Genomic DNA, 24,579 nt, shown 5'->3' with positions numbered 1-24,579 from the left:
CTATTATCGCGCGCAACCCCCGAGTTCAATCGCAAAGAACCGGAAAATTAAGGAGTCCCACTCGTATGGCAAAGAAATACGTCTATTTTTTTGGTAACGGCAAGGCGGAGGGAAACGGAACTCAGAAAGATCTTCTGGGCGGAAAAGGCGCGGGGTTGGCCGGAATGTCGAGCGCGGGAGTTCCCGTTCCTCCGGGCTACACCATCACCACGGACACCTGCCGCTATTACTACGCCAAAGGCAAGAAACTTCCCCCTGAGCTGGCCGGCCAATCGAAGGAAGCCATGGCGAAGCTGGAGAAGGCTTTGGGCAAGAAATTCGGGTCCTCCTCCGATCCTTTGCTGGTCTCCGTCCGATCCGGCGCCAAGTTTTCCATGCCGGGAATGATGGACACGATTTTGAACCTGGGGTTGAACGACGAAGCGGTCCTCGGTTTGGCTGAGAAAACAGGCAACGAACGGTTCGCCTGGGACGCCTATCGCCGGTTCATTTCCATGTTCGGCAACGTCGTTCTGGAAATCGAAAAAGGCGCTTTTGAGAAAGTGTTGGAATCCGTTAAACAGAAGCGGGGCGTGCACCTGGACACCGAACTGAACGTGGCCGACCTCAAAAACGTCGTGGAATTGCTGAAAAAGCTGGTGAAGGACGAAACCGGCAAGAACTTCCCCCAGGATCCCGTCAAACAGCTGGAAGACGCCCGGAACGCCGTTTTCCGGAGTTGGAACAACCCCCGCGCCATCACCTACCGCCGGTTGAACAAGATTTCCGAGGAAATCGGCACGGCCGTCAACGTCCAGGCCATGGTGTTCGGCAACATGGGGAACGATTCAGGCACCGGCGTCGGGTTCACCCGCAACCCGAGCTCGGGCCAGAAGGAATTTTTCGGCGAATACCTCACCAATGCCCAGGGCGAAGACGTGGTGGCCGGCGTCCGGACCCCCAAGCCCATCAAGGAATTGGAAAAAGACATGCCCGCCGTCTACAAACAGCTGCGGGAGATCACGACCAAGCTGGAGAAGCACTACCGCGACATGCAGGATTTTGAATTCACCATCGAACGGGGCACGCTCTTTATGCTCCAGACCCGCACGGGCAAACGCACCGGCATCGCCGCGGTTCAGGTGGCGGTGGACATGGTGAAGGAAAAGCTCATTTCCAAAGAGGAAGCTCTCCTCCGCATCGAGCCCGACCAGATCGCCCAACTACTGGCGCCGGTTTTTGACGGCAAGGAAAAAACCCTGGCGGTCAAGGGCGGTCGCTTCTTGGCCAAGGGCATCGACGCCGGTCCCGGCGCGGCCACGGGCCGGGCGGCGTTCACCGCTGACCGGGCGGTAGAGATGTCGAAGAAGGGCCCGTGGTTCTGGTCCGTCCCGAGACGAATCCCGACGACATCGAAGGCATGGTCGTGGCGGAAGGCATTTTGACCGCCATCGGCGGCCGGACTTCCCACGCCGCCGTGGTGGCCCGCGGCATGGGCAAACCCTGCATCGTGGGCTGTGGCGTTTTAAAGATCGACACCGTGGCCGGCACCCTATCGGTTAACGGGAGCCAGGTCAAGGAGGGGGATTTCCTCTCCATCGACGGGTTCACGGGCGAGGTGATCACGGGCCAAGTGCCCACCCTCCCCTCGGAAGTGGTGCGGGTTCTTCGCGGTGAATTGGCGGAAAAAGAGTCCCCTCTGTTCGATTCCTTTAAGGCCGTCATGTCCTGGGCCGACGCCTACCGCAAGATCAAGGTCCGCGCCAACGCGGACATTCCTCGGGACGCCATCATGGCCCGCGCGCTCGGCGCCGAAGGCATCGGGCTCTGCCGCACCGAACACATGTTCTTTGCGCCCGACCGCCTGCCCTTCATGCAGGAGATGATTCTGGCCGATACCGAAGAAGAACGGCGGAAAGCGCTGGAGAAACTCTTGCCCTTCCAGAAAGACGACTTCAAGGGCCTCTTGAAAGAGATGAAAGGGTTTGGCGTCACCATCCGGACCCTGGATCCCCCTCTCCACGAGTTCCTGCCGAAGACGAAGGAAGACGCCGCGGAACTGTCGCGGAAGATCGGAATTCCGACGGAAAAAATCCTTCAAAAGACCCACGCGCTCCATGAGTTCAACCCGATGTTGGGCCACCGCGGTTGCCGGCTCGGCATCACCTATCCGGAAATCACGGAAATGCAGGTGCGGGCGATCCTCTCCGCCGCCTGCGAGTTGAAGAAGGAAGGCGTGACGGTGTTCCCCGAAATCATGATCCCCTTGGTCGGGAACGTCAAAGAGTTGAAGGACCAGACCGCCATCGTCCGCCGGGTGGCGGACGCCGTTCAAAAAGAATACGGCGTGAAGGTGAAATATCTCCTCGGCACCATGATCGAGGTGCCCCGCGCCGCCTTGACGTCCGGCGAGATCGCCGAAGAGGCGGAATTCTTCTCCTTCGGCACCAACGACCTGACCCAAATGACCCTCGGTTTCTCCCGGGACGACGCCGGGAATTTCACGAAGGTCTACCTGGACAAAAAAATCTTCACCGACGATCCCTTCGCCACGCTGGACCAAACCGGCGTGGGACGGCTGATGGAGATGTCGGTCCGAGAGGGCCGAAAGTCCCGCAAGGACCTGAAATGCGGCATTTGCGGCGAGCACGGAGGCGACGCCCCCTCGGTCAAGTTCTGCTACCGGGCGGGTTTGAACTATGTCTCCGCCAGCCCCTTCCGCATTCCGGTGGCCCGCCTGGCGGCCGCCCAAGCCGTGATCGAGGACAAAACGGGAAAGTCCTACACCTCGAAATAGTTCGAAACAGGTTTCACCCAAGCGGGGCGGCCTCCCAAAAGAGGCCGCCCCGCATTTTTTGGGGTGCCCCGCAGAGATATGAACTCACAGGAGAACGTTCTGGAGCCCCCTTGCTTTAGAACCTAAGTCGGGGGGGGAATTCCGGAACCTTGGGAAACCCCTTAACAAAAAACCGCCGGGGGCCTGGGGAGGCCACCGGCGGTTTTAGGAAAGAGACGGGGATTATTTGTCGGAGTGTTTGGACTGTTCTTCGGAGAGTTTGTCGAAGGCGGATTCGGCGTTGGCTTTGATGTGGTCGCGGACGCCGGCGGAGAGGCCTTGGACCTTGTCGGCCAAGTCTTTCAACTGGTCGATGTTCAGGGAGGCAAGCGAATAGAGGGTTCCGCTTTTGTCCTGGTAGCGATCAACCACCGTCACGCCTGAAAGAACGTTGTCCGTGAACGTTTTTACGGTGTTCTCGATGTATTGCTCTTCGTTCGCTTTCTTTTCGGCGGGGATCGACGTGTTGGACAGGTAATCGCGCATGAGGCTGGTGGACATGACGCTCAATTGTTTCGAGATGTCGGCGATGGCCCGGTTATCGGCGGTGGTGCGCCGAAGCGCTTCCGATTGGATCCCTTCCGCCACGCCCACGCCGTAAAAGGTCTTGGTTTTATCCTTAAAAGCGCCCGCGCCTTTCATAATCCAATCCGGCCGTTTCGGGCCCCCGCAGGCGAAAAGCGCGAGACCAACCACCGCCATAACAGTTTTACGTAACAGAGCATTTTTTGACATTTTGGTTCCTCCTTGAAAATATGACTCGAAATAGTCGGAAAGGGAAAGGCCCCTCTCCCGGCCTACGGCCACCCTCTCCCGCAGGCGGGAGAGGGAAATGGGCTACTGCCCGAAAAGATGGGCGCTCAGGAACTTCGCAGCTTCTTGGCCCAGGGCGATTTCTCCGGCGGCCAGGGTTTTTGCCCGGGCGGTGTTGACGGTGAGGTGACCCTCCACTCCGTCCGGGGAGGCGCTGGCGACTACTTTTCCCGTGGCGAGGTCCGTCAATTCCACCGTGCCCGACCATTGGAAAAAGGTCCAGTCGGGCACGTTTCGTTCAAAGGGGGCCACCGATAGTTTGGCCTTCACGGCCAGGCCGGTCTCGCTGGCGTTGGAGATGGAAACACCGACCCCATTGATTTGGGCCACCACCACCTCCCGCAATTTCGAGCCTTCCGGGGCTTCGGCCTGAACGGAAACCGGAATGGCGGCGATGGCTTTATCAAGAGAGCTTTGCCATTCGGCGGTTGTCCCGCCCAGCAACTCGGCCATGCCGGCGGGGTCCACCACGCGGCGCCGGGCCGATAGGGCGTCCCGCTCGCGGGCCGCCTCCAACGCCAGTGAGAGGGCGCGGGCTCGTTCCAATGGGGTGGTGGCCGCGTCGGCCCTGGCTTTCGCGGCGGAGAGATCGTGTTCTTTTTCCATGATTTGGGTGCTAAGGGTTTTCCGGAGGGCGACTTTATCCAAAACAGCAAGGGCATAGCTCTTTTTCGATTTTTTATCGAAATAGGTTTCGACGATGGCCACCCCTTCCAGCAAGGTGTCCGTGGTCAGTTGGGTGTTGATTTCGCTCTTTTGGGTCCCCTGGGCCGCGCTCCGCCTTTTTCCGACAGAGCTAGAGGATTCCGTTTGCTGGTCCGTGAGGGTTTGTTGAACCCGGGCCTGGAAGGTGCGGGCGATCTCCGCCCGGGCATTAGAGCGGGCGGCGTCAAGATCGGCGCCGATGCCGACCCCGGTCACGTATTTCGTTTCCGGATACTTGGGGTCCGGCCCGGTCACCCAGTCGGGTTTCTTGGGGGCCGCAGCGAGCGGCAAGGAAAAGGCAAGAAAGAGTAGAGTTAGGGTCCAGCGGGGGGGGTGGATCATGGGTGTTCCTCCTTTCTCATTATAACGCAGTTCGAACGATTAGGAAAGACTTTCGGCCGGCGGTCACGGGCACGTTTTTGATTTCGCGGGTTTCAACAGTGGTTCCGGAAGAGTCCAAAAAGCGAAGGGTGATGTTTTGGCTCCCCGACGGCAAGGTCAGGCGGGCCATGAGGATTCGGTCCGGCAGGGTGCGCCAGCTCCGTTTGTCCGCCACCTCGGTGGCCGCGGAGGCGGCTTGCATCACCATTTTGACCAGAAACCCCAAATTCTCGTTATTGTTTTTTTCCACGGCCTGGCTGACTTTTTGGGCCAGGAGGTATTTGGTGACCGCCCGAGCGATGGCACGGGCCCGGATGCGGACGATCCGGTCCTCCAGATTCTTCACGGCGATGGCGCCCACGTCCTCCACCAGAACCGTCCGGGAAACAACGGAATCGGATTGAACTTCCGCGGATTGAATTCGGGCGGCCAGGCGGTTGTATTTGGGGAAAGCCACGCGGATCATTTTGTCCGCCGCCAGGGACCGGAACACCGCCCGGGCCTGTTCCACCTGGGTATCGTCTTGGGTCTTGGCGTTCACCTGTTCCACATAAGGCCAGCCGTTATAGACGCTGATTTCAAAAAAGGAGTCGACTTTCTCGGGCCCCAGGCCGGCGTAGTGGAGGATCACGAGCTCTCCGGTACCCGCCGTGGCGGGGGCGGGGGGCGTTCCTCCCCACCGGCGCTGGATCTCGGCGACTTTATCGGAGAAGCCCAGGCGGCGCGCCGTCCGGAGGGCGTCCTCCACCAACCCCTCGGGGCGGGGGGTTTTGTAAAACCCGCCGTAGGCGTCGTAGGCTTCGAGGGCTTTCATGTAGGAGATGTAGGCATCGTTCGTTTCGCCCCGGTCTTCATACAGGAGTCCGGCCAGGAAGCGGGCGAAGGCGTCATCTTGGTAGGCGTTCCGCTGTCCTTCAAATCGAAGGGACCGGAGGAACACGTCCACTTGGCGGCATTCCACCAAGGCCCCTTCGCCGTCTCCCAGCGCGGCGTAGTTGAGGGCGGAGAACACATGGATGAGCGCTCGCTCGAAGTCTTCCCCGTAGTAGGGGGTCATGAGGTCGTTGATGAGGAACGTGCTCATGTGGGCGGTGAGGCTTTTCGTGTAGAGGTCTCGGGCGGTCCGCTTGGCGTTTTCCAAGGCCTGGTTGCTGTCGGCGTATTGGCCCGCCAACTGGAGGAGCATCCCCCGGTCCAAGTAATAAAGAAGGGCGTTCTTCTCGCCGTAGCCGGTCTTTAATTTTTCCACCTGTTCGGCGGCGGGGGCGAACTCATTTTTGAGGACGTAGCTGTTCAGGTCACGGAGGGTCAGCGTCGTGGCGCAACCCACCAGGAGGAAGGCGACGAAGAAGAGCGGGCGGGGGCCGCGCACGGGAGGGGAAGGGCTAGGCGAGGGACCGGGGCCCGCTCTCCCACCGGGAGAGCGGGCGTTCCGGTCGGGCTCGGTTAAAACTTGTTCTTCCGGTAAATGACGGTCTTCTTGATTTTCTTCTGGCCGATCCAAACCTTTTCGTTGGTGAGCATGTCGATCATTTCCAGCTCAACCTGGTAATATTTGAGCTGTTGTTTGCCCGCCTGGTCTTCAATGGTGTTGATCTGGCCTTTCAACATGAAATCGGCCCCATATTCCTGGCCCATGCTTTTGGCGGTTTTGATCGAGGCGTTTTTCGCTTGGTCCGTGCGCTCCTCCCGGATCTCTTCTCGCTGTTCCTTGGAAGCCACAAACCGGACTTGACCGGAATTGGTAAGTTCCCGCTCCAGGTCTTTCACAAAGGTCTCGGTGTTGATGTGTTCGCTACTCTTGTTGCCCACGAGTCCCACGATCACGCGGGGTTTCACTTTTTTGTCGGCTTGGAATTCGCCCAACCACGGCCGGGCCAAGGAGTCTTTCACCATTTCCTCCGCCACCTGGCGGGAATCGGTGTCGTTCCAATCTCCCGAGAGATCGATGGTTTCGTTGACGTCGACGCGGGTGACTTTGGGGGTGGTGGCGCAGGCGGCAAAAAAGCCGGTCAGGCCGATGACGACGAACGAGCGATGTTTTGGGATCATGACGTTCCTCCTAAAGAATGTGTTCGAAAGTCTAGTCCATAAACCTCCCCTTGGCAAGGGCCCCGGTCCATGCTACAATGTGCCCGTTATGAAAAAAGGATTCCTCAAGCCGATGACCATGTGCGCCCGCCGGGTTTATACCCGTTGGGGCCTCGCCTCGATTCATGGGGCAGGGGTGTCGGGGAGGCGATCCTTCTAAAAAGTTCGCTGAAGATTCAGGAAACCCGACGCCCGCTGTCTCCCGACAGCGGGTTTTTTTTTGGCCCCCCCTGGCGAATTTTCGGAATGTGAGGTAAGTAGGTGGAGCAACCCAAGCGAGGTGATGGCGATGAACGTCCTGGAAGAAGAAGATGTGCGGGATCTGCGGTTGGCGGAGCAGGAATTGATGCGGCAAGCCGTCCAGGCCAAAGCGGCCCGGATCGGCGAGTTGGAGGCCGAGGTGCGGTACCTGCGGCGATTGCTGAACGAGATGCTGGCGGTCCCGAAAGCCCAACCCCAGCCCCAGCCCGCCACGGTGCGCGCGCCGGCGCGGCCCGCGGCGGACCTCCCGCGGCGTTGGAAGGCCTGATCCATGGCCGTCGAACACGTCGTCCTTTTTAAACTTAAATCCGATGCGCCCGAAATTCAGAAGGAGGCGCTTCTTCGGAACCTCCTGGCTCTTCGGGACCGTATTCCCGGAATCCTTCAGGCTTCGGCGGGGGTGAACTTCTCCGCCCGCGCCCAAGGCTACACCCATGGGTTCGTCGTTCGTTTCAAGGACCGGCCGGCCCTGGAGGCGTACGTCGTCCATCCGGCCCATGTGGCCGTGGTGGAGCAATACGTGAAACCCGTGAGCGAGGCCGTCCTGGCCCTCGATTACGAGATTCTTTAACTTTCCTTCCCTTCCAATAAGTCATTGAAATTTGAGCGACCCGGGGCTATACTGGCCCGGTGCCGGTGGGACTCTGTTTTTTGAGTCCGCAAAGAAAACCGCACGGCTCGTGTTCTCCGTCAGCGATCGAAGCGACGGATCCTTGTGCCCCGAGGTGGCCGCCATGTTTGAAAGTTCGAACGGAATAACGAAATTCATTCTCACCGCCTTCCTTTACCCCGTCTTTTTTCAAGAAACTTTGTTGAAATGGCTCTGGGGCGCCGGGGATGCCCTCGGGTGGCGGGTGCCGAAACTTCTCTTCCTCTTGATGCCGGGCGGGGCGCTTTTGATTGCGCTCTGGGTGACCAATTTTTGCGTTCTGGCCTCGATCTTCCGCCAGAAACGAAAAGAGTTTCTGGTGGCGCTCCTCATGACCTGGTGGGATTTAGGCCGGGCCGTGCTCGCTTTTTGGGCCGGGATGTTCCACTTCGTATTTGTCTTCTTTATGTATCTCTACGCGGTGGCCCGCTTGGCGGTGTTGGGGGTGTGGACGTTGTTGACGGACCTCTTTCTTCTGCCGCTCCGGGTGATCCGGGCCATCGGGGACAACATGTTGAGCCCCGGCACGCCCTGGATCGCGGTGGCGTTGACGGTGTTTTGGAGCCTTCTGGAGGCGACCATTTTCACCTACGTCACCACCCCGCTGGTTTTGGATACCTTCAGCAACATGACCGGCAAGGACCTCACGGAGGCCATGGTGCGGGTGCCGCTGTTCCTCTTTCTCCTCTTTATCGTGCTCGGGAGCTACGCGGTGCTCTCCACCTGGACCGAGAACATGAAAGCCAAGAACATCGGGGGCATGATCAAGATCGGTTTGATCGAAGTGGTGGTGCTGTTCGTTGAAGTGATGTTCCTCTACCGGGAATTCGTCGACGCGCTCGTCCCTTGGTTCGCCCAACATTCCGGGGGGAAGTTTGAAATGGGGATCGTGGGCACGCTCTCCATCGCCGGGCTGGCCTGGTTTGGCGTGCGCGGCGTGTCGTGGTTTCTGTTCGCCTCCCACGGAACCCCGACCCTCATGTCCATGATCCGCGGCGCGGGGGTCCAGTCCGGGAAGAAGGGGGAAAAACCCAAGGAGGAAGCCGAGGCCCTGGCCATCACCCTGGCTTTCGTCCAGCAAATTCGGGACGAGCTGGGAGAACTGAAGAAACAGGGGGAGGCCGTCATCGGCGCCTTCATTATTCCGCCCATGCAGGTGATCGGGGCGGCCATCAACTTCCTGACCTTGGCCATCGCCGGTCAACACCTCTTCGATCTTCCTTTCAAGAGCATAGATGAAATGGCCCATTCCCGGACCCGGCTCCACACGGTGTCCCGGGCGAAACTCACGACCTCCCCGGGGGAGGAATAGCCATGGCCCGAACATCGATGTGGCGGCGCGGGGCGGCGGCCTTGACCGCGGCCCTGGTTTTGGCGGCCTGCGCGCCCGAGCCGGGCGGCGCCCTCCGGCCCCGCTTGGCCCTCTTTGTCGGCGTGGACATCAGCGGGTCCTTCGTCCACGGGCCGAACTTCGATGACGCGCTCGCCTTTCTCTCCCGCTACCTCTACGCCCACTTGACCGGGGCGGGAGGGTTGGAGGTCCCGGACGCGCTCTTCATCGCCTCCATCGGCGGGGCCAAGCCCGGAGAACCGAAGACCTTTTTCCCGAAACAAACCGTCCAGGGAAAATCCGTCGAGGAAATTGAAAAGCAATTGCGGGAGTTGTTTGCAAAGAAAAACACCAACCCGCTCACGGACTTCAACGCCTTCTTTGAACAGGTGGCGGAAACCGTGCGGAACAAGAACCTGGTGCTCCGGCCCATTTCCATCGTCATGCTTTCGGACGGCAAGTCGGCCGTGAGCGGACAAAAGCCGAATTACGGGGCCATCTCCCTGGAGCCGCTGGAAAACCTTTCCCGGAACGTGACCGTGCGCTTGTTGTATACGGACGCGGAGACGGGGAGGCGGTGGCAGGACCAGGTGCCCCGTCGAAGGGTCAAAGTGTGGACCCAGGACGCGGCGGTCATGACCTATTGGAAGGATCCCTCCACCTGGGACGCCGGGAAGCCGGTGGAGCAGCAGGAGAAATTCTTCCTTTGGTTAAAAGACAACGTGGATTTCGCCACCCGAAGCCGGCGGGTGACCGGTTCTTAGGCCTATTCGGACGGAGCGAGAGCCAATGAAAAAAGGTTCGGCCGGTTTGGGAATGGTTTTTTTCGCCGGGGCCCTCCTGGTCGGGCCGGCCCAGGGCGCGGTGAAACCCCGGATATCGGTGGAGGCCGGGACGGTGGCGTTTCGGAACGCCCGAGGAAAGCTGGTCAAACGAATTCCCCTCGTGTCCGAGTCGGGGGGATCGGCCTCCTCCGATCCCGCGGTGGAAAACCGGGTTCAAAAACAAGACGCGGCGTTCCTCTCCCCCGGGCGAAACTACGCCGCCGTGGTGACCTTTCCGTCCGTTCCTCGTGCGAACGGGGCGGAAGGCTTGGCCTCTGTGCGCTTCTACGACGGAACGGGGACCTCTCTTTGGCAGGCGGAGGGACTCAGCGAGGTGGATCCCTTGCGTTTTTCAGATGATGGAAAGACCGTCCTCCTCGTCTGTCGAAACGAAGGGCGGGAGACGGGTGTCCGAGCGGTGGCCCGCGAAACTCAGACGGGAAAGGTCCTCTTTCGTTCCGAACCCCGCGCCCAGATCCACGAGTTGACCCTTTCCCCCAACGGGCGTTACGGGCGCTTCCACGCGCGGGACGCGGCGTTCCGGCAAACCCAGGTGATCTTCGGCGTGGCGCCCGCGCGCGAGAAGGCCCTGGATTTGGACGAAGAAATCTATGTCCTTCCGGAAGACGATGGCGTTTTTCGGTATTTCGTTTTTCAGCGAGACGCGGCTTTTTCCCGTTCCTTTTCCTACACCGTCAAGGAAATCCGCCTCGACTGATCTTTAGGCTGATCGGTCCTCCTCGCGAGGCCCCGTTGGTTTCGGTGGTTATGGTTTTTACCTTTAGCCGAACCCCCTTGCGGGATCGCTTCCGGTCCGATAAAGTTATCTGCGGATTCCAGAAAGAAGGAGAGTTTCCATGTCGGACACCCCGGAACGCAAGCGCGCTTTTGACACCTACGACCTGACCCTGGTGGAGACCCGCGACATCGCTCCCCGCGACAAGCATTTACGGTTCTCCCTCCCGCCGGGGAAGACGCTCAAGTTCCACGCCGGGCAATACGCCCAACTCTTCATTCCCCACGCGGACGGCGTGCGGCGGCGGGCCTATTCCATCGCCTCTTCCCCCTGGCACACAGATTATTTCGAACTCTGCGTGACTCTGGTGGATGGGGGCATTTCTTCCACCTACCTCCACCACATGAAGGTGGGGGACAAAATCCAGGGCATGGTGCCGCTGGGTCACTTCTTAATAAAAGACGAGTCCCGGGATTTCGTGTTCATCGCCACGGGGTCCGGCGTGGCTCCTTTCCGGGCCATGATCCATGACTTGGTGCACCGAAACTCGCCTCGGGAACTGTATTTGATTTTCGGCCACCGCTACGAGCCGGACATCCTCTATCGCGCGGAATGGGAAGACCTGGCCAAAAAAAATCCGCGTTTCCATCCGCTCTTTACCCTGAGCCGCGACACGAATTGGAAAGGCGAGCGCGGGTATGTACAGGAAAAAATTGCCGCTTTCGTTCCAAACCTGAAAGAAAAAAGTTTTTTCATGTGCGGCCTCAATAATATGATCACGGCCGTCAACGACCGGCTTCTCTCCCTGAACGTTCCTAAAGAACAAATCTATTTCGAACGCTACGACTAACCCGGCTTTTCTTCCCTTCCGCAAGCCCTAAAAAGAGGATAGGGTTTCCTCTGTTTCCCCTTTCCGTCCACCGCTTAAACCAATAATCATTGAAAATCATCGTGTTTAGGCGTTTGGCCGAAGTGTCGCAGCATAGTGAGGTGCGGAGGGTCTCGGTGAGGATGAAACAAAATGAGACACACCGTGTCCTTATACTAATGACCTTTGGTCAAGGGAGAAACAAAATGAGCGCTCAACTTCCCGATCGGTTTTTCTTCGAGGGGCGAGAATACGATGTCGCCCGGTGCACCCCCCATCGGCCTTTGTCCGCTTTGGGGTGGGGATTGGAACCCTACGCTCCCCATACCGGTTGCCAGCGGGGGACCTTGGCCGGTTATCGTCTCGTGGGCGACGACCTTCAAATAACGGAACTCCGTTACTGGACCCGCCAAAGGCTCCCGCCTGTTCTGGCCGGTCAAAGCCCGATTCAGGAAGAAGATCCAGGGGGGCGTCCGGGATTACTCTACACGGATCTCAACACCTTTGTCCCCTGGAGCGGGGAACTGCTTTTGGGGAGGGGGTTCCAATGGGAACTTCTCCGCCCCCGGGGATTTCAGGCTCCTTGGAAATACAGAGAAGTGATGCATTTGGTTTTTGACGAGGGACATCTTCGGGCTTTTGGGAACGTCAGCAAGAAAATGGCCCAGCTTCGGACGGCGGTTCAGGAGATTTCAGCGGCGGTGGGCTTTTAGTTTTTCGAAAGGACGGCTAGCTGTTGTTCGAGAGGAGGAAGGACCTGGTCGCGCTTTTGTTCAAAGGCTTTCATCCGTCCTTTCGGCACCGACCCCATGGCCGGCATTTTCAAGGTTAGAAAATTAACGGTCGTCCCGTTCTTGAGCACCTCGAAATGGAGGTGCGGTCCCGTGGAGAGCCCCGTGGACCCCACATAACCGACCACTTGTCCCTGCCGGACCCTCGTTCCGGCGCCCACTCCCTTGGCGAACCGGGATAAATGCCCGTAATAAGTGGTGTAGGTCGCGTTGTGTCGGACTTTCACCAAATTGCCCAATCCCCCGGACCTCCCTTGGAAAAGAACGGTCCCGTCGCCGACGGAAACCACGGGGGTTCCGCTCGCCGCGGCGTAGTCCGTGCCGTGGTGGGGGCGCCATTGGCGGAGAATCGGGTGAAAACGGCGGTTGGTGAACCCCGAAGAAATCCGGCGAAAATTGAGCGGGGCATGGAGAAAAGCCTTCCGCAGAGAAACGCCTTTTTCATCGTAGTAGTCTTCCATGAAACGCGTCGCTCGGTGATGGCCCGTGACTTTTCCGTCGTAGATGGCGCCGAGGATTTTCACCTCCACCAGACGGCCGTCCGGGGTCCGGTCCTCTTTCCAAGCGAGGGCGAAGCGGTCTCCGTCGCGGGTTTCCGTCAAAAAGTCGATGTTCCAGGCGAAAATGTCGGCCAGTTCCACGATCACGGGCGGTTCGAGCCCGCGCGCGCGCAGAGAGAGCCACAGCGAGTCGGACAGGGTCCCCGCGGCCGTTTTTTCCTGGGTGGTGAGCGGGATCGGTTCCTTCCTCGCGGCCAGGGCCGACTCCGCTCTTCCGTCGGCGAGGGAGGAGAAAGGAACCCCCGGCGCCGCCTCCACCACGAAGCGCGTCAGTTTCCGCACCACCGAAAGGCTTTGGAACTCTCCGGAGGTGCTGTGCCGGACTTCGTAGCGGTCCTCTTCCTTCAATGTGCGGGGATCCAAAACCTTGGCCAGGGCTGAAACGACGCTTTGCGATCGTTGAGGGGAAAGGGAGGCGCCGCGCAGAATATTGAAAAGCCGAGTTCCCCGGGTGAAGGTCCCCGCTGTGACAACGAAACGGGCCGCCTCCACCGGCGTCGGCGCGAGAGCCGTGAGGGGCGGCGACGCGCCTGCGGCGGGGGACCTGCGGGCCAAAAGCCAAAGACAGAGAACCCCCGCGCCGGAGAGCCCCATCACCCAGAGCCCCAACCGCGCTGATTCTTTCAGTTCTCCTTGCTCCGAAAAGAGCATCCGTCCCCACCGTTGCACGAAAAGATTATAGAGAGGCGGCGGCCCACTGTCAAGAAAACTTCGTGCCATTTTCTATTGTTGGTGAGGAGGGGCGTCCTTCGACCGTTTTTTTTCCAGGTGTTTGATCGCCACGGAGGGGAATTGGGTGTAGGCGTCCACGTCATCCCAGCGGGCGCCTAGGCGGAAGTGGGTTCCGCCGGACGTGGTCACCGCCAGGTAGAGCGGCAACCAGGAGAGGGGAATCGGGAGGTCGGGATACCGGGAAAACTGGAAACTGCCGGGCTCTCCGATGGGTTTGGGGCTTCCCTCCTCCTGGCTCACCTGGTTTCCCAGGAGCATCTTTGGTTTTCCCCATCGGAAGGTGGTCCAGCCCCGCGGGATTCGGTGAAAAGGCCATGGGTAATCCCAATGACGTTTGTTTTTAAGATGGCTCGGTAAATTCTGGCCGGAGGGGAACAGCCGAAACAGGCCTTCGAAGGCCGCGTCTGAGAAATCTTTCACGGGACGGAAGGGCCAGGCGAGGGCGGTCACGGTTTTCTGCAGGAAACGCTGATCTTTCCTCACGGTCTGGGTCGAGACGTTGGGCGGGCGGAATTCCGTCTGGGCGGTTTCGGACGGGGCGGGGGGGGCCTCGGCGTGCAGGAGGGCGGGGCCGAGGAAGGGTTGGGCCAACCAAATCGCCACGCCTCCCGCGAGCCCGATCGACCCGTAAGTCCGACGGCTGTGACCCACCCGCTCCTTCGACACGGCGTCCTCCTGGGAGACTGCCCAAGGGGCACGCGAGTGCGCCCGGGGCGGCCCTCCTCGGGCGCCGGCCCCTTAAGCCTATCCCCCGAACGCTCTTTTTTCAAGCCCCCCTGGCGCGCTCCACAATTTGGCGCCATACTAAAGCCATACAAGGAGGACGCCGTGATCGAATGGATTACCGCCATCATTTCCCCCATTGTGGGGGCGGGCGCAGGCTCGGTTTTTTCAAAATTCTTTAACAAAAAAACCCGCCCGGTAAAAGAAAAGCCCGCGGCCACCCCCGCCGCTCTCGGGCGGCAATTGGACGAGCTGGAGGAATGGCGGGACAACGCCCAGGAACTGATGCTCGCCCATGAGCGCGAAATCCGAAAATTGCGTTCGGACGTCGGGGCTCTCCGGCTGTTGGTGGACGTTTTTTTGATCCTTTTGCTTCTGGCCCTCGGGGGGTGGTATTTTGCCCGCCTTTAAGTTCGTCCCGCCTCTGTGAAAATCCAGGGGGGGTTAAACGTCATTTTCTTGGCCGCCTTGGCGATCGCTCCGCTCGCCTGGTTCCAGAAGGGCCGTCTGCCGGCGGCCAGTGAAATCCGCCAGGAACTCTGCCAGTCCCCCACGCAAAGGGAGGCCGGGGAAACGCGGTTCGCTTTTTCATATAAGGGCCGGCCCTACAACGTTCAACCTCTCGCCCGTTATGATTTGTGGGGTCTCGTCGTGAGCCACAACCACACCACCGGTCTGGCGGACATCTATCACAACGGAAAATCCCTAGACACCAAAGACGTCTGCGTCATCTGGGGGGAGAACGTCGCCACCGACGACTTCCATCGAGTGAAATTTTGGAACGGTCCTTGGACTTGCAATTGGCGTTACCCGGACGGAGTGAACCTCCGGCCCTCCGAAGTGTCCAATAACCACTTGATCACCGATCAGGAGTCCCTGCGCACCGACATCGCGCGACTGAGGGTGGGGGACCAAATCCACCTCACGGGCCGCCTCGTGGCTTACCAAGACGCCGCCCAACCGGAGTTTTGGCGAAACTCGAGCCTCACTCGATACGATACGGGAAACGGGGCCTGCGAGGTGGTGTTTGTGCAAGGGTTGACGGTATTGCAACGCGGCGCTCCTTCCTGGAACCTCCTTTGGAGCGCTTCGTTCTGGCTCCTCCTCCTGATTCCGGTGGTTAAATTGGGGCTCAACCTGATCGGCCACTAACAGGGTTTGAAAAAAAATCGTTCCCACCTTATACCGCCTCCGTATGCGGACCCGATCCTGGATAGGCGGGGGGGCGCTACCGGGCCTCGTGGGCGTTGGCCGGGCGTCATTGTCGGGAGCCGCCCTTGTGTTAACAACCCAAGAAACCGGATTGGTGGACCAATCTACTTTCTCCTGCCAAGGGGTGATAGACGGTTGCTTGACGCTCCGCGAGAAAGCCTCGGGATCTCACCTCCTGGAGAAACTCTGGACCGGCCCTGGTAGGAACTACTTTCTTCGGTTGTTCGGCCGGGAGCTACGTGCCGCGGAGTCGGCCTTCATAAACGTCAACTAACCAGTCCGCCGCAACGCGAAGGGCGGGCGCAGGCGACCGAAAAAATGGTGCCCCCCCGCACCCAAAGGGGGCCCCTTTCATTGATAGCATCATTGTTTCGCTTTAAATGTTTGTTAAACCAGAGGCTCAGTAAGGGACACTGATATTTCGCCGCGACATCAATCGGAGCGGGGGAGGCTTTTTGTAGCGGACCTTCGCCATGATCTCGGGGGAGTAAAAAACGGAAACCCCGGTTTGGGCAATGGTTCCCCCAAATCTACTCGTGATGACGCCCCCGACGATTTTCTTGCCCCCGACGGGCCCTGAAAGGACATCCCACACGTTCCCATCCGAGTAGAGAAACCCGACAAGGCCCACATTGTTAAGGGTGTATTGTCGGTTTAAGGTAAAGGCGGAATCGAAGGAGGGGCCTCCTCCCGTTCCAGGGGGATTCGCGTTCGTCCAAACGGTCGGGTCGGCCCGATATTCCAGCGGGGCGGTAACGGGTATGGTGGCCACAACGGTTCCGATGTTGTTACTAAAATAAATATCCGAAAAACCATTGAAAAGGAGGGCCTCGGCCTCGATAAAGCCAAAGTTTGCAAAGGAGTTTAGACCCCCGCCCGTATCATCGTCGAAAAAAATCACCGACGTTGGCGAAAGGATGGAGGCGAGTTGGAGCGCCACGCTTGTCCCCGCATTGGCCGATTTTGGAAAGTAACCGGACCCTGGAGGATTGGCGATGGCCGGAACCACGTTCCACTGTAAAGAAGGAGGCGCTAAAACCGTTGAATTTTTGGCTTTGTCTCGATAGTAATCCAGGTCCACGGTCGGGGGTTCGAGGGAAGTCAAATAATCCCACCATTCCACATTGTCCGTGTTCGGGGGGTTTTCCATGCTTGGATCCCGGTCCGGAATACGACCCCGGCAATACTTTCGCGGGAAAGACTCTAGAAAGGTGTTGTTTCCGATGGCGACGTTTGAAAAAATCGGGCCCCAATGAACGCCCCAGGGCATCAATGGGTAGCCAATCCCATTGATGACTGGACGAATGCTCCAGACAGCTCCCATCATGATTTGGTGGGTGGATTGGAGCGCTTTGGATGTCTGGCCGGACTTTTCAAGGCCTTTTCCGAGGATGACGATGTTTCCGCCGGGGTCGGTTGAAATTTTGATCTTGTAGCTCCCTTCGCCTAGATCGTGGAATTCGAAGTCGTCGTTGAATTTGGTTAACGGAATCCCCGCGACGGCGCTTGAAAACATAACGCCCGAGGATTGCAGTTCCCATAGGCCTCGATTGACCGCGGCTTCGGCCAGCGCCTGGGCTTTGGCGGATTGAACCTCCTTCACGGTTGACTTCGCGTTTTCGGTTCCGCGCCGAAGAATCAAGGGATAGAGGATCAACAAAACCAAGAGAAGGACGACGACGATTCCGAGCGCCATGCCCTTTTCTGGGTGAGTGGCGGGGGAGCGCGGGGGAGAACTCCGGCGGGCCATGGCTAGTTCACCATCCGGATTCGGGACTGGAGCGTATGGGTGGTTTTCGTCTGACCGCCGCCGATGCTTTTTTCGGTTGTGACGGAAAAAAGGAGGTCGCCCAACTTAACGATGTCGGGGTAAACAAAAGCCACTCCGCGAACGTTCTGGGAAAGGGTCTGGGTGCTTCCATTGACCGCCAAATAGAACGTGCGTTGGTCCTGCCAAAAAGTCACGGTGGACCCGTCGATGGTGATGAACTGGATACGGGAAAAGGCGGGGTTCGTGTTAAAAGGAAAGGCTTGATCCACGGTGACGCTCCAGGGATCGGCTTTTGAAAGATAGCGATGGACGAGGGTCGTCACCCGCTCCGCGTCCCGTTGAATTTCCACTCGAGCGCTGTTCAGCCGAAAGTAGCGATCGATGGAAATGAACAATCGGGCTCCCAAAGTCAAAAGAAACCCCAAGATGGCGCTCACCATCAACAATTCGGTTAGGGTGATCCCCCGCTCTTTTCCTCCGCCCTGGGAACCTCGCGAGAGGTTCATGGCCAATTGAGATTGACGGTAACGGGAGCCGTCGTGGATACGTTTATCGTTCCGGCAACTCCCTGGGACGTGGTGGTCGGGGCGTTCCCATTGAACGTCGTGTAATAACCGAAGACATGATAGCCCGTGGCCGCCAGGGCGCGAAGGCGGTAGTTGCCGTTGTTGTCGCTGACCGTCATATACGCTTGGTTAACAGAGTAATGGTTATTCGAATTCATAATCCCAGGCCATCCGCCATTGACCAACCCCCCGTCGGTCGACGCGTGAATGGGCACCCCCGTCGTAATGGGGTGGCCGCCTTCGGTGACCACCCCTTCGATGAACCCATAGGCGAGGGTCACGGTAAACGTTCCAACGAAAAGAGTGGACCCCGCTGTTAGCGTCACAGGGGAGAATTGGGCAGGGGTGGCGGATTCTTCAACGTCGAGGGCGGGTTGAACCGTGTAGGTTCCGGTGGGGACCCGGACGGAGAAATGACAATCGGACTGGCTGAGCGCCTCCCCCTGAACCATGTTGGTGAACAGCGGGAAAATTTGAACGTTAATGTCTGGAAGAGGATTGATTCCGTCCGCGGTGACGCACCCACTCAGAAAACCGGCGCCGGACAATTGGAAATCTTGCCCGGCCAGCTCTTGGCCCAACAACACGTTGACGGGAAGGGCCTGTTCCGTAAACAACGAATTCAAACCCCCCGGGTTGGCGGTCAGGGTGTAGGCGCCCGGGTCCACGGCCGCCCGGAAACGCCCATCCCCCGCGGTGATGAAACTGTTGGCTCCAGCGGTCAGCGTGATCCCCGGCAGAGAAAGGGTTGTCGCGAGGTCCGTCACCTGACCGCTCAGGAAACCTTTGTTCGAGGATTGGGTCAGGAAAACAGTGGTTGTTACCGAAACGCCGTTGATGTTCACCGGGCCCTCTTGGTGGAGCGTCCCGAGAGAGACGGAAAAGGTCCAGGTTCCCGTCGCCACTTTCGGGAGTGAGAAGGCGGCGTAGGGGCCGCCTCCGGTTATCGCCTGAACGGCTTGGGTGGAAGCGGACAGGCCATCGTTCGCAAAAATGAAGGCACCGATACCCGGCGTTCCCGCGATGGGGGAAAGTTGATTGGACGTGTTGCGCGGTGTCAGGGGACCCAGGTGGCGTCCCCAGTCCAGTTCGTTGTCCCCGCTGTCGTAGGCCGGTCCATCCGCGACGTTCAGGATCTGGTGGGTGCTGGAATAACGATAGAATTCTTCGTCCTGCCGAAGGCCCGCGCAATCAACGAGGCCCAGGGGATTGCCCTCCATGGCGTTTGGGTCCGGACTGAATCCGGGATCCGGGGGGCAGGCGGTTCCTCCCCCGTGCCAGCCAACGGTGTCCAGCACGCCCCGGTTTTGGTCTTCCAAAATCAACCCTCCGGCCCCTTCCGGGTAGAGACCCGACATCCCGTCTTCGTAAGTGGCAATGACATTGAAAGGGATAGCCGGATGCCGAGCGTTCAGTGCGATCGTGTTTGGCCCGCCGGCGTCCCAGACCGCATCCGCGGGGACGCCATTTAAGGAAGGGTTCGCGTTGGCGAACAGATAAAAATGGTGGGAGGCCACGCTGGGAGAGATGAAATTTATATCAATAGGGATGGGGCTGGGATCCTGAACGGTGCGTCTTTGAAAGGAAAGTTTTATCTGAGGGTTGTTCATTTGCCAGGTGTAGGTGGTGGGGTTGTAAATTTCGACAAACTCATGGCCCCCCGCAGCCCCGACGATTCGGCTGATGACCAGATGGTCGTTGGCCCAGACGGTGCCTTTGATGGTGCCGCTGTCCATGAGGCGGAGGGTAAAATTGACGGACAACGGGGTGTTCAAAAAATCGACGGTTTGGTTGGCGATGACCTGGGAGAAAAACCCGTGCTGACGGGCGCGAAGAGAGTAGGTTCCCGGTATCGAGGAAATTGCGTAAGCCCCCGCCCCGTCGCTCCGGGCCTGCCAGGCGGGGTTTTGGAGGACTTCCACGACGGTATTGGCCAAGGGGGGCCTAAAAACGAGACGACGTTTCCCGTGAACTGCACGCTATTCGTCTGGCGGTTCGGGTTGCTGATCAGGCCTTTCAGCCCCACGTTCCGCCAATCGCCCGAAGGGTCTTGCCAGACCACGGTCTGGGCCACGCGCTTTAGGCCGGTATCGGGCGCGTTCGCGGCCACGGGTTGAAACAGATCTGTAGCCCCGTTTTTCAGAAGTTTATCGACAAAGGTGTAGCGGGTGAAAGTAACGTTATTGTAATGCTCGACGATGGGGGGGTAATGAGCGGGGTCGTGGTAGGCGGTTGGACTCACGTGGGGGACCGCGATGGGGATCGCCGACGCGTATACCCGATGGTAGGGCATGCCTTGGAACTCGGCCAAACCGTTTCGCGCCGACCGCGTGGCCAGCGATTTGTTGCGGGTCGCGGTGATCAGTTTAGAGAGGAGGTTGAACCCGCCGATGAACCCGGTGACAATGACGGCCATGATCGCCATGGCCACGACGACTTCCGTCAAACTGAAGCCCTCGCGCCCTCGGCCCAAGCAAGGGAACTTTTTCCTTACGCAAGTCGCCAAAGTTTCCCCCTTTAAAATAGATCGAACTCGTCCCGAATTAATCCCCCATCGTCTGGTTCTAAGGATACCCCCGCTTAGGGGAAAATTCAAGGCTTTTTGCTTCTTTGGAGTCGTGCCTCTCTTTCCCCAGGGTGGCCAAGCCCTTCGTCGGTATTTCTAGGGCCCGGCGGTGAGGGTAATGGTGACGTTTTGCGATTGGGCGGTGGAGGATTTGGTCGGCATGGCCACCTTGATCCATAATGGGCGGGAAGCGCTCACGGGGACGGCGGTGCCGGTTTGGGTTCCATTGATCGAAAAGCGCGTCGCGTTGCAGACTTGGGCTGTGGTCAGGATGACGTCTTCGGGGCCGAAGGTGCCGCTGGCGGGTTGCGTGGCGTGGAAAGCGCCGTAGATAACCACCTGGTCGGGGGATGTGGGTTCTGCGGGAGAAAGAGTCCAGGGGGAGCCGAGCGTGGTGGTGGCCGCGCTGAAGGTGAAGGTGCTGACGATGTTGCCGCTATTGGTCACCTGCACCGCGGTCGTGGAAACGACGGAGGTTCCCAAAGCGACGGAGCCAAAAACATACGACGGAGTACTGATGGAGATCCCCCGGGTGGCGATGGTGGCCACGGCGTTGGCGCCGTTGGAAAGAAGGGACCAGAGAGGGATTTCGTTTCGCGCTTTGATGGCATAATAATAGGTTGTTCCCTGGATCAGGCCGGCCAGCGACATGGTTTCAGCCGTGCCCTTGACGGAGGGCGTGGGGATCGTTCCAAAAGCGGAAACCGACGCGGCGGCGCTGAACAGGGCGTTGCTGAGAGACGGCGCGTTGGCGGGGATCGTCGAATAGCGGATGTCATACTGTTTGGAGGTGGTGCCGGTTTTGGATCCGTAGTTCCCGGGGGCCGTCCAGGTGAGAGTGGAGGTCCCTGGTAAAAAGCCCGAGGTGGCGGCCAGGTTCAGGATGGTCGACGGAGGCGGCGTGGTGGAAGCGCGGAAATCGAATTCGTTCAATTGCCAATAAAAACCGGAAGGATCGGACGTCGTGTGAACCATCACGCGGGCCTGGGTGACCTGGGCCGTGCTGAACCCCACGGTCAACGCACCACTGATGACCCCGGTGTAAATGTTTTGCCACACGCCCCCTGAAGAGATGTCCACGGCGATTTGGTCCTGCAAAGCTGTGGAGGGGGCCACCATTCGCACGCCGTTGGCCCAAACGGCCGGTGTTTGCATATAGAGATAGGGGCTCCAGGGTTGGCCGCTGTTGATGGTGTGGTAACAGGTCGCGTAGGAAATGTCGTCGTCGTCCCGGGAGCGTTCCGGGGTCAGCCATCGGCCGGTGGCATCGCTACTGACGATGGGTGTAACGAACCCCGCCGTCCCGTCATCGGGAATCGGGCCGGTGACGAAGGTGAGGTCGGCCCCCGAGGTGAAAGGGCCGGTGGAAAATTGTTGGGCTTCGGCCCGGAAGTGGTAGAGCGTGGCGGCGGCGAGGCCGCCGATCGGGTAGCCCATGGTGTCCCCCGTGCCGTACCCGCTTTGCCAGGGGGTCGACGACCCGTAGGCGGCCGTGAGCCCGTATTCAAACCTTAACTGGCACGGCAATCCTCCGGAGTTGGAGAGGATGGCGTGGAGAACGGCCGCGTTATCCGAGAGCGATGTCGCCGAGGTGCTGAGCACCACGGGCGCGGTGGGGGCCGGCGAGGCTTGCATGGCCGCGATGTCGTAGAGCCAGAAGTTATAGCCGGTGGAGAGGTAATGGAAGGTGAAACTGAACGCGTCGATCTGTTGTTGAGTGAATGTTAATTCGCTGTACGAAACATCGTTGATGACCCCGTCGTACACGACCGTCCACGCGCCGAGGTGGGGAAGGATTTTGATCTGAACTTTGTCGACCACGCCGTAACCGAAGTCGGCCGATACCCGAACCCGGTCGGAGAGGAGCGTGGCGGGGAGGGTGAATTGCATCTCGCCGCCGTAGCCCACGCGGTTGCTGGCGTCCGAGGCGTAGGTGGCCAAGGACCCATCGTAGGCGTTGGCGTCCGTGGTCCAAAGGTTGGAGACGTCGGTGGAGGCCACGGGACGGAACCAGTCCCCGGGCGCCGCTTGGAGGGAAACGGCCATCCCGGTCAAAAGCAACAGTCCCCAGACCGATCGTTTGCTCGGTGCCCTTAAGGCGCAGGATGCGGGATATCGAGAGGCGGTTTTAAAGTCCACGGGGACCCGTCAGTATAGGTCGGATTCCCCGATTTTTCAACGCGTCCCGGACGTCAAGGCGTCGGTTGGGGTTTGCGGTTCGGCCTCGGAAGCAACCGACCGGGCCACCGTCGACGACAGGTTCCAGGGGACGCGCTTCTCGAAATGAAGATGCGTGCAATTGACGAAAACGGTCCCCCACTCGGGGCTCCTGGGATCGTTGACATAGCCCCACCCGCCGCTGTCGTCGGATAGCGTCCGCGACGAGAAATATTTGAAGTGGTTGGTATCGCAAAACCAATGGGCGCGCTTGAATCGGTTGTTCACCTCCAGAAAAACCTCGGCATGGGGCGGCCAGGGCCCCCGCGAGGGCAGAGGGTTCCGCTCCAGGAGGTCCAGCGTGGCCGGGAATTTCCCCTTGTCTCCATACCAGAGAGAAAGATCGGCTTGTAACTTTCTTAAATCGCCTTCCGTTTTATGCGTCAAGCTCCCCGCCATCCAGCCCTCGGTCAGATAACCGGCCCACCCACCATAGCGCGGATAAAAATAGGCTTTTTCCGCCACTCCAAAAAGCCCTAGCCCGATCAGAAGAACCGCGGCGGCCCTGAGCCCTCTTTGCCACGCCGACCGGGGCGGGTCCGGGTTGTTCCGTCCCACTCGAAACGAAAAGAAAAACGCCGCCCCTAGTGCTAAACCAAAACAAAACCATCGCATCATGGGCACGCACCGTATGTTCGTAATTTAAATCGAATGCATCCGCCTGAAGATTTCATAGACGGATGAATCCTACAAAATCCAAGCTTGACTTATTTCCGTCGAGTGCTAGAATGATTTCGAATCAAAACAGCCTTTCCGACGAGTTCGCCATGCGCTGGTTCACTTGTTTCGCCATTCTTCTCCTTTCTTTTGTTCGCGCCTGGGCGGGACTGTCGATCCTTCCCGTCGGAACACTCTTGGCTTTCCCGGAAACCTACGACGGGCAAAGCGTTTGTGTCGACGGGACCGCTGAAAACATCAGGGGTTCTGTTTCCTCCAAGGGAAACGCCTACTTCACCCTCGATATCCGGCAAGGCGCCCATAAAGTGCATGTTTTTTCCTTTGGAAAGACGGACCTTCAGAACGGTCAAACCGTTCTTTCCTGCGGACGGTTTCACCGAGAAAACAAGGTGGGGGAAAACACTTTCCATGATGAGTTGACCGCCTGCCTCGTGGATTCGCCGCCGGGTTTGTTTGGCCCCGCGCTCCAGGCGGGCCGTTCCCCTGAGTTTTCGGGCGAGGTCACAAGCGTTTTGGACGGGGACACGCTGGACGTCCTGGCCCAACACCGGCCTCGTCGGGTCCGCCTGGAGGGCGTGGACTGCCCCGAAAAAGGGCAGGACTTCGGCGCCAGGTCAAAACAATACACCGCTTCCAAGATTTTCGGAAAAAGGGTGACCGTCACCGTGGTGAACATTGATAAATACGGCCGCATGGTGGCGTGGGTTCGGATGGAGGACGATCGGTTATTAAACGAAGAGATCCTGCTCGCCGGCATGGGCTGGTGGTACCGAAAGTATGCCCCCGACAACAAAACGTTGGAGAGCCTCGAAGCGGAGGCCCGTTCGGCGAAGCGGGGTCTTTGGGCCGAAAAAAATCCCCTTCCTCCCTGGGAATTCCGCCACCCCCGTGGGGCTCTGGCACTTCCCCCAAAATAAAAAGGTTGGCGGCCTTCCCAGGGGGCGGCCCTACAGAATTTTTATCGTTGGATCACCACTTTCACGGTCTTTGAAGCGCCCGCCCCTTGCACATAGACATAATAAACGCCGCTGACCACTTTCTGGCCGGCTTGATTGGTGCCGGGCCAGAAGCCCTTGCCGGTGGAGTCCGCTTCCAAGGCATAAACTTCTTTGCCGTCCATGGCATAGACCGTCAAGACCGCGCCCAGCGGGAGGTCGGTGAAGTGGATCCCCAGGTGCCCCTTGGCCGGCGCGACTATATTCCGCGGATCGAAGGCTCTATCCTATCCAATGTTCGGTCCGGGGGAGTGCGCCTGAACCGTTGGGGCGGGCGCATGGATCGCCGAGTTCG

Annotated in this window: 22 protein-coding genes and 1 pseudogene; 11 read left to right on the top strand and 12 right to left on the bottom strand. The window is 59.2% G+C overall.

Going from position 1 to position 24,579, the window contains the following annotated elements; translation table 11 throughout:
• Positions 1–65 precede the first annotated feature (65 nt).
• Positions 66–2,776 (top strand): annotated as a pseudogene (locus tag IPP35_05550) (pyruvate, phosphate dikinase).
• Between the two features lie 222 nt (positions 2,777–2,998).
• Here the strand turns inward: IPP35_05550 and IPP35_05545 are convergent.
• From IPP35_05545 to IPP35_05530, 4 genes are all read right to left on the bottom strand, one after another.
• Positions 2,999–3,550, bottom strand: coding sequence for an LPP20 family lipoprotein (locus IPP35_05545; GenBank protein MBL0058561.1), 552 nt, complete (start codon positions 3,548–3,550; stop codon positions 2,999–3,001).
• 102 nt (positions 3,551–3,652) lie between these two features.
• Entirely contained in the window at positions 3,653–4,675 is a 1,023-nt protein-coding gene (locus IPP35_05540) for an LPP20 family lipoprotein (protein ID MBL0058560.1), read from the bottom strand.
• 19 nt (positions 4,676–4,694) lie between these two features.
• Positions 4,695–6,086: a hypothetical protein gene (locus tag IPP35_05535; protein ID MBL0058559.1), complete on the bottom strand. Its 1,392-nt coding sequence runs from the start codon at positions 6,084–6,086 to the stop codon at positions 4,695–4,697.
• Between the two features lie 74 nt (positions 6,087–6,160).
• Entirely contained in the window at positions 6,161–6,766 is a 606-nt protein-coding gene (locus tag IPP35_05530; protein MBL0058558.1) for a penicillin-binding protein activator LpoB, read from the bottom strand.
• Between the two features lie 328 nt (positions 6,767–7,094).
• On the opposite strand from IPP35_05530, the gene IPP35_05525 reads away from it, so the two are divergent.
• The 7 genes from IPP35_05525 to IPP35_05495 all read left to right on the top strand — a co-directional run bounded on the left by IPP35_05525 (position 7,095) and on the right by IPP35_05495 (position 12,186).
• On the top strand, positions 7,095–7,334 hold the full coding sequence (locus IPP35_05525) for a hypothetical protein (protein ID MBL0058557.1): 240 nt from the start codon (positions 7,095–7,097) through the stop codon (positions 7,332–7,334).
• A gap of 3 nt (positions 7,335–7,337) precedes the next feature.
• Entirely contained in the window at positions 7,338–7,637 is a 300-nt protein-coding gene (locus IPP35_05520; GenBank protein ID MBL0058556.1) for a Dabb family protein, read from the top strand.
• 163 nt (positions 7,638–7,800) lie between these two features.
• Positions 7,801–9,027, top strand: a complete 1,227-nt coding sequence (locus IPP35_05515) for a hypothetical protein (GenBank protein ID MBL0058555.1) — start codon at positions 7,801–7,803, stop codon at positions 9,025–9,027.
• Positions 9,028–9,029: 2 nt separating this feature from the next.
• A complete protein-coding gene (locus IPP35_05510; protein MBL0058554.1) occupies positions 9,030–9,809 on the top strand; it encodes a hypothetical protein in 780 nt (259 codons plus the stop codon).
• 25 nt (positions 9,810–9,834) lie between these two features.
• Entirely contained in the window at positions 9,835–10,587 is a 753-nt protein-coding gene (locus IPP35_05505) for a hypothetical protein (GenBank protein ID MBL0058553.1), read from the top strand.
• A 139-nt stretch (positions 10,588–10,726) separates the two neighbouring features.
• Positions 10,727–11,455, top strand: a complete 729-nt coding sequence (locus IPP35_05500; GenBank protein MBL0058552.1) for an oxidoreductase — start codon at positions 10,727–10,729, stop codon at positions 11,453–11,455.
• Between the two features lie 224 nt (positions 11,456–11,679).
• Complete coding sequence (locus IPP35_05495) at positions 11,680–12,186, top strand: hypothetical protein (GenBank protein MBL0058551.1); 507 nt, start codon at positions 11,680–11,682, stop codon at positions 12,184–12,186.
• On the opposite strand, the gene IPP35_05490 is transcribed toward IPP35_05495, so the two are convergent.
• Positions 12,183–13,544, bottom strand: a complete 1,362-nt coding sequence (locus IPP35_05490) for a M23 family metallopeptidase (protein MBL0058550.1) — start codon at positions 13,542–13,544, stop codon at positions 12,183–12,185. The two genes, IPP35_05495 and IPP35_05490, sit on opposite strands and share 4 nt — an antisense overlap.
• 3 nt (positions 13,545–13,547) lie before the next feature.
• The gene (locus IPP35_05485) at positions 13,548–14,222 is read right to left on the bottom strand and encodes a hypothetical protein (GenBank protein ID MBL0058549.1); all 675 of its coding nucleotides are present in this window, start codon (positions 14,220–14,222) and stop codon (positions 13,548–13,550) included.
• A gap of 162 nt (positions 14,223–14,384) precedes the next feature.
• On the opposite strand from IPP35_05485, the gene IPP35_05480 reads away from it, so the two are divergent.
• Positions 14,385–14,690 (top strand): hypothetical protein, encoded by a 306-nt coding sequence (locus tag IPP35_05480; GenBank protein MBL0058548.1) that lies wholly within the window; start codon positions 14,385–14,387, stop codon positions 14,688–14,690.
• Positions 14,691–14,738: 48 nt separating this feature from the next.
• Positions 14,739–15,431 carry a hypothetical protein gene (locus IPP35_05475; GenBank protein MBL0058547.1) on the top strand — a complete coding sequence of 231 codons (693 nt, stop codon included), beginning with the start codon at positions 14,739–14,741 and terminating at the stop codon, positions 15,429–15,431.
• A 460-nt stretch (positions 15,432–15,891) separates the two neighbouring features.
• On the opposite strand, the gene IPP35_05470 is transcribed toward IPP35_05475, so the two are convergent.
• The 5 genes from IPP35_05470 to IPP35_05450 all read right to left on the bottom strand — a co-directional run bounded on the left by IPP35_05470 (position 15,892) and on the right by IPP35_05450 (position 23,229).
• Positions 15,892–17,187, bottom strand: a complete 1,296-nt coding sequence (locus IPP35_05470; GenBank protein MBL0058546.1) for a hypothetical protein — start codon at positions 17,185–17,187, stop codon at positions 15,892–15,894.
• Between the two features lie 56 nt (positions 17,188–17,243).
• Positions 17,244–17,768 carry a prepilin-type N-terminal cleavage/methylation domain-containing protein gene (locus IPP35_05465; GenBank protein ID MBL0058545.1) on the bottom strand — a complete coding sequence of 175 codons (525 nt, stop codon included), beginning with the start codon at positions 17,766–17,768 and terminating at the stop codon, positions 17,244–17,246.
• Between the two features lie 1,831 nt (positions 17,769–19,599).
• Entirely contained in the window at positions 19,600–20,274 is a 675-nt protein-coding gene (locus IPP35_05460) for a hypothetical protein (protein MBL0058544.1), read from the bottom strand.
• A gap of 216 nt (positions 20,275–20,490) precedes the next feature.
• Complete coding sequence (locus IPP35_05455; protein ID MBL0058543.1) at positions 20,491–22,533, bottom strand: hypothetical protein; 2,043 nt, start codon at positions 22,531–22,533, stop codon at positions 20,491–20,493.
• Between the two features lie 36 nt (positions 22,534–22,569).
• On the bottom strand, positions 22,570–23,229 hold the full coding sequence (locus IPP35_05450; protein MBL0058542.1) for a hypothetical protein: 660 nt from the start codon (positions 23,227–23,229) through the stop codon (positions 22,570–22,572).
• Positions 23,230–23,339: 110 nt separating this feature from the next.
• Between IPP35_05450 and IPP35_05445 the strand changes: the two genes are divergently transcribed.
• On the top strand, positions 23,340–24,206 hold the full coding sequence (locus tag IPP35_05445) for a thermonuclease family protein (protein ID MBL0058541.1): 867 nt from the start codon (positions 23,340–23,342) through the stop codon (positions 24,204–24,206).
• A 41-nt stretch (positions 24,207–24,247) separates the two neighbouring features.
• Here the strand turns inward: IPP35_05445 and IPP35_05440 are convergent, their stop codons facing one another.
• Positions 24,248–24,424, bottom strand: coding sequence for a T9SS type A sorting domain-containing protein (locus tag IPP35_05440; protein MBL0058540.1), 177 nt, complete (start codon positions 24,422–24,424; stop codon positions 24,248–24,250).
• Between the last annotated feature and the right edge of the window lie 155 nt (positions 24,425–24,579).

Source organism: Elusimicrobiota bacterium, assembly GCA_016721625.1.
Taxonomy (GTDB): domain Bacteria; phylum Elusimicrobiota; class Elusimicrobia; order FEN-1173; family FEN-1173; genus JADKHR01.
The sequence above is the reverse complement of the archived record's forward strand: the minus strand, read 5'-3'. Positions and strand labels throughout refer to the sequence as shown.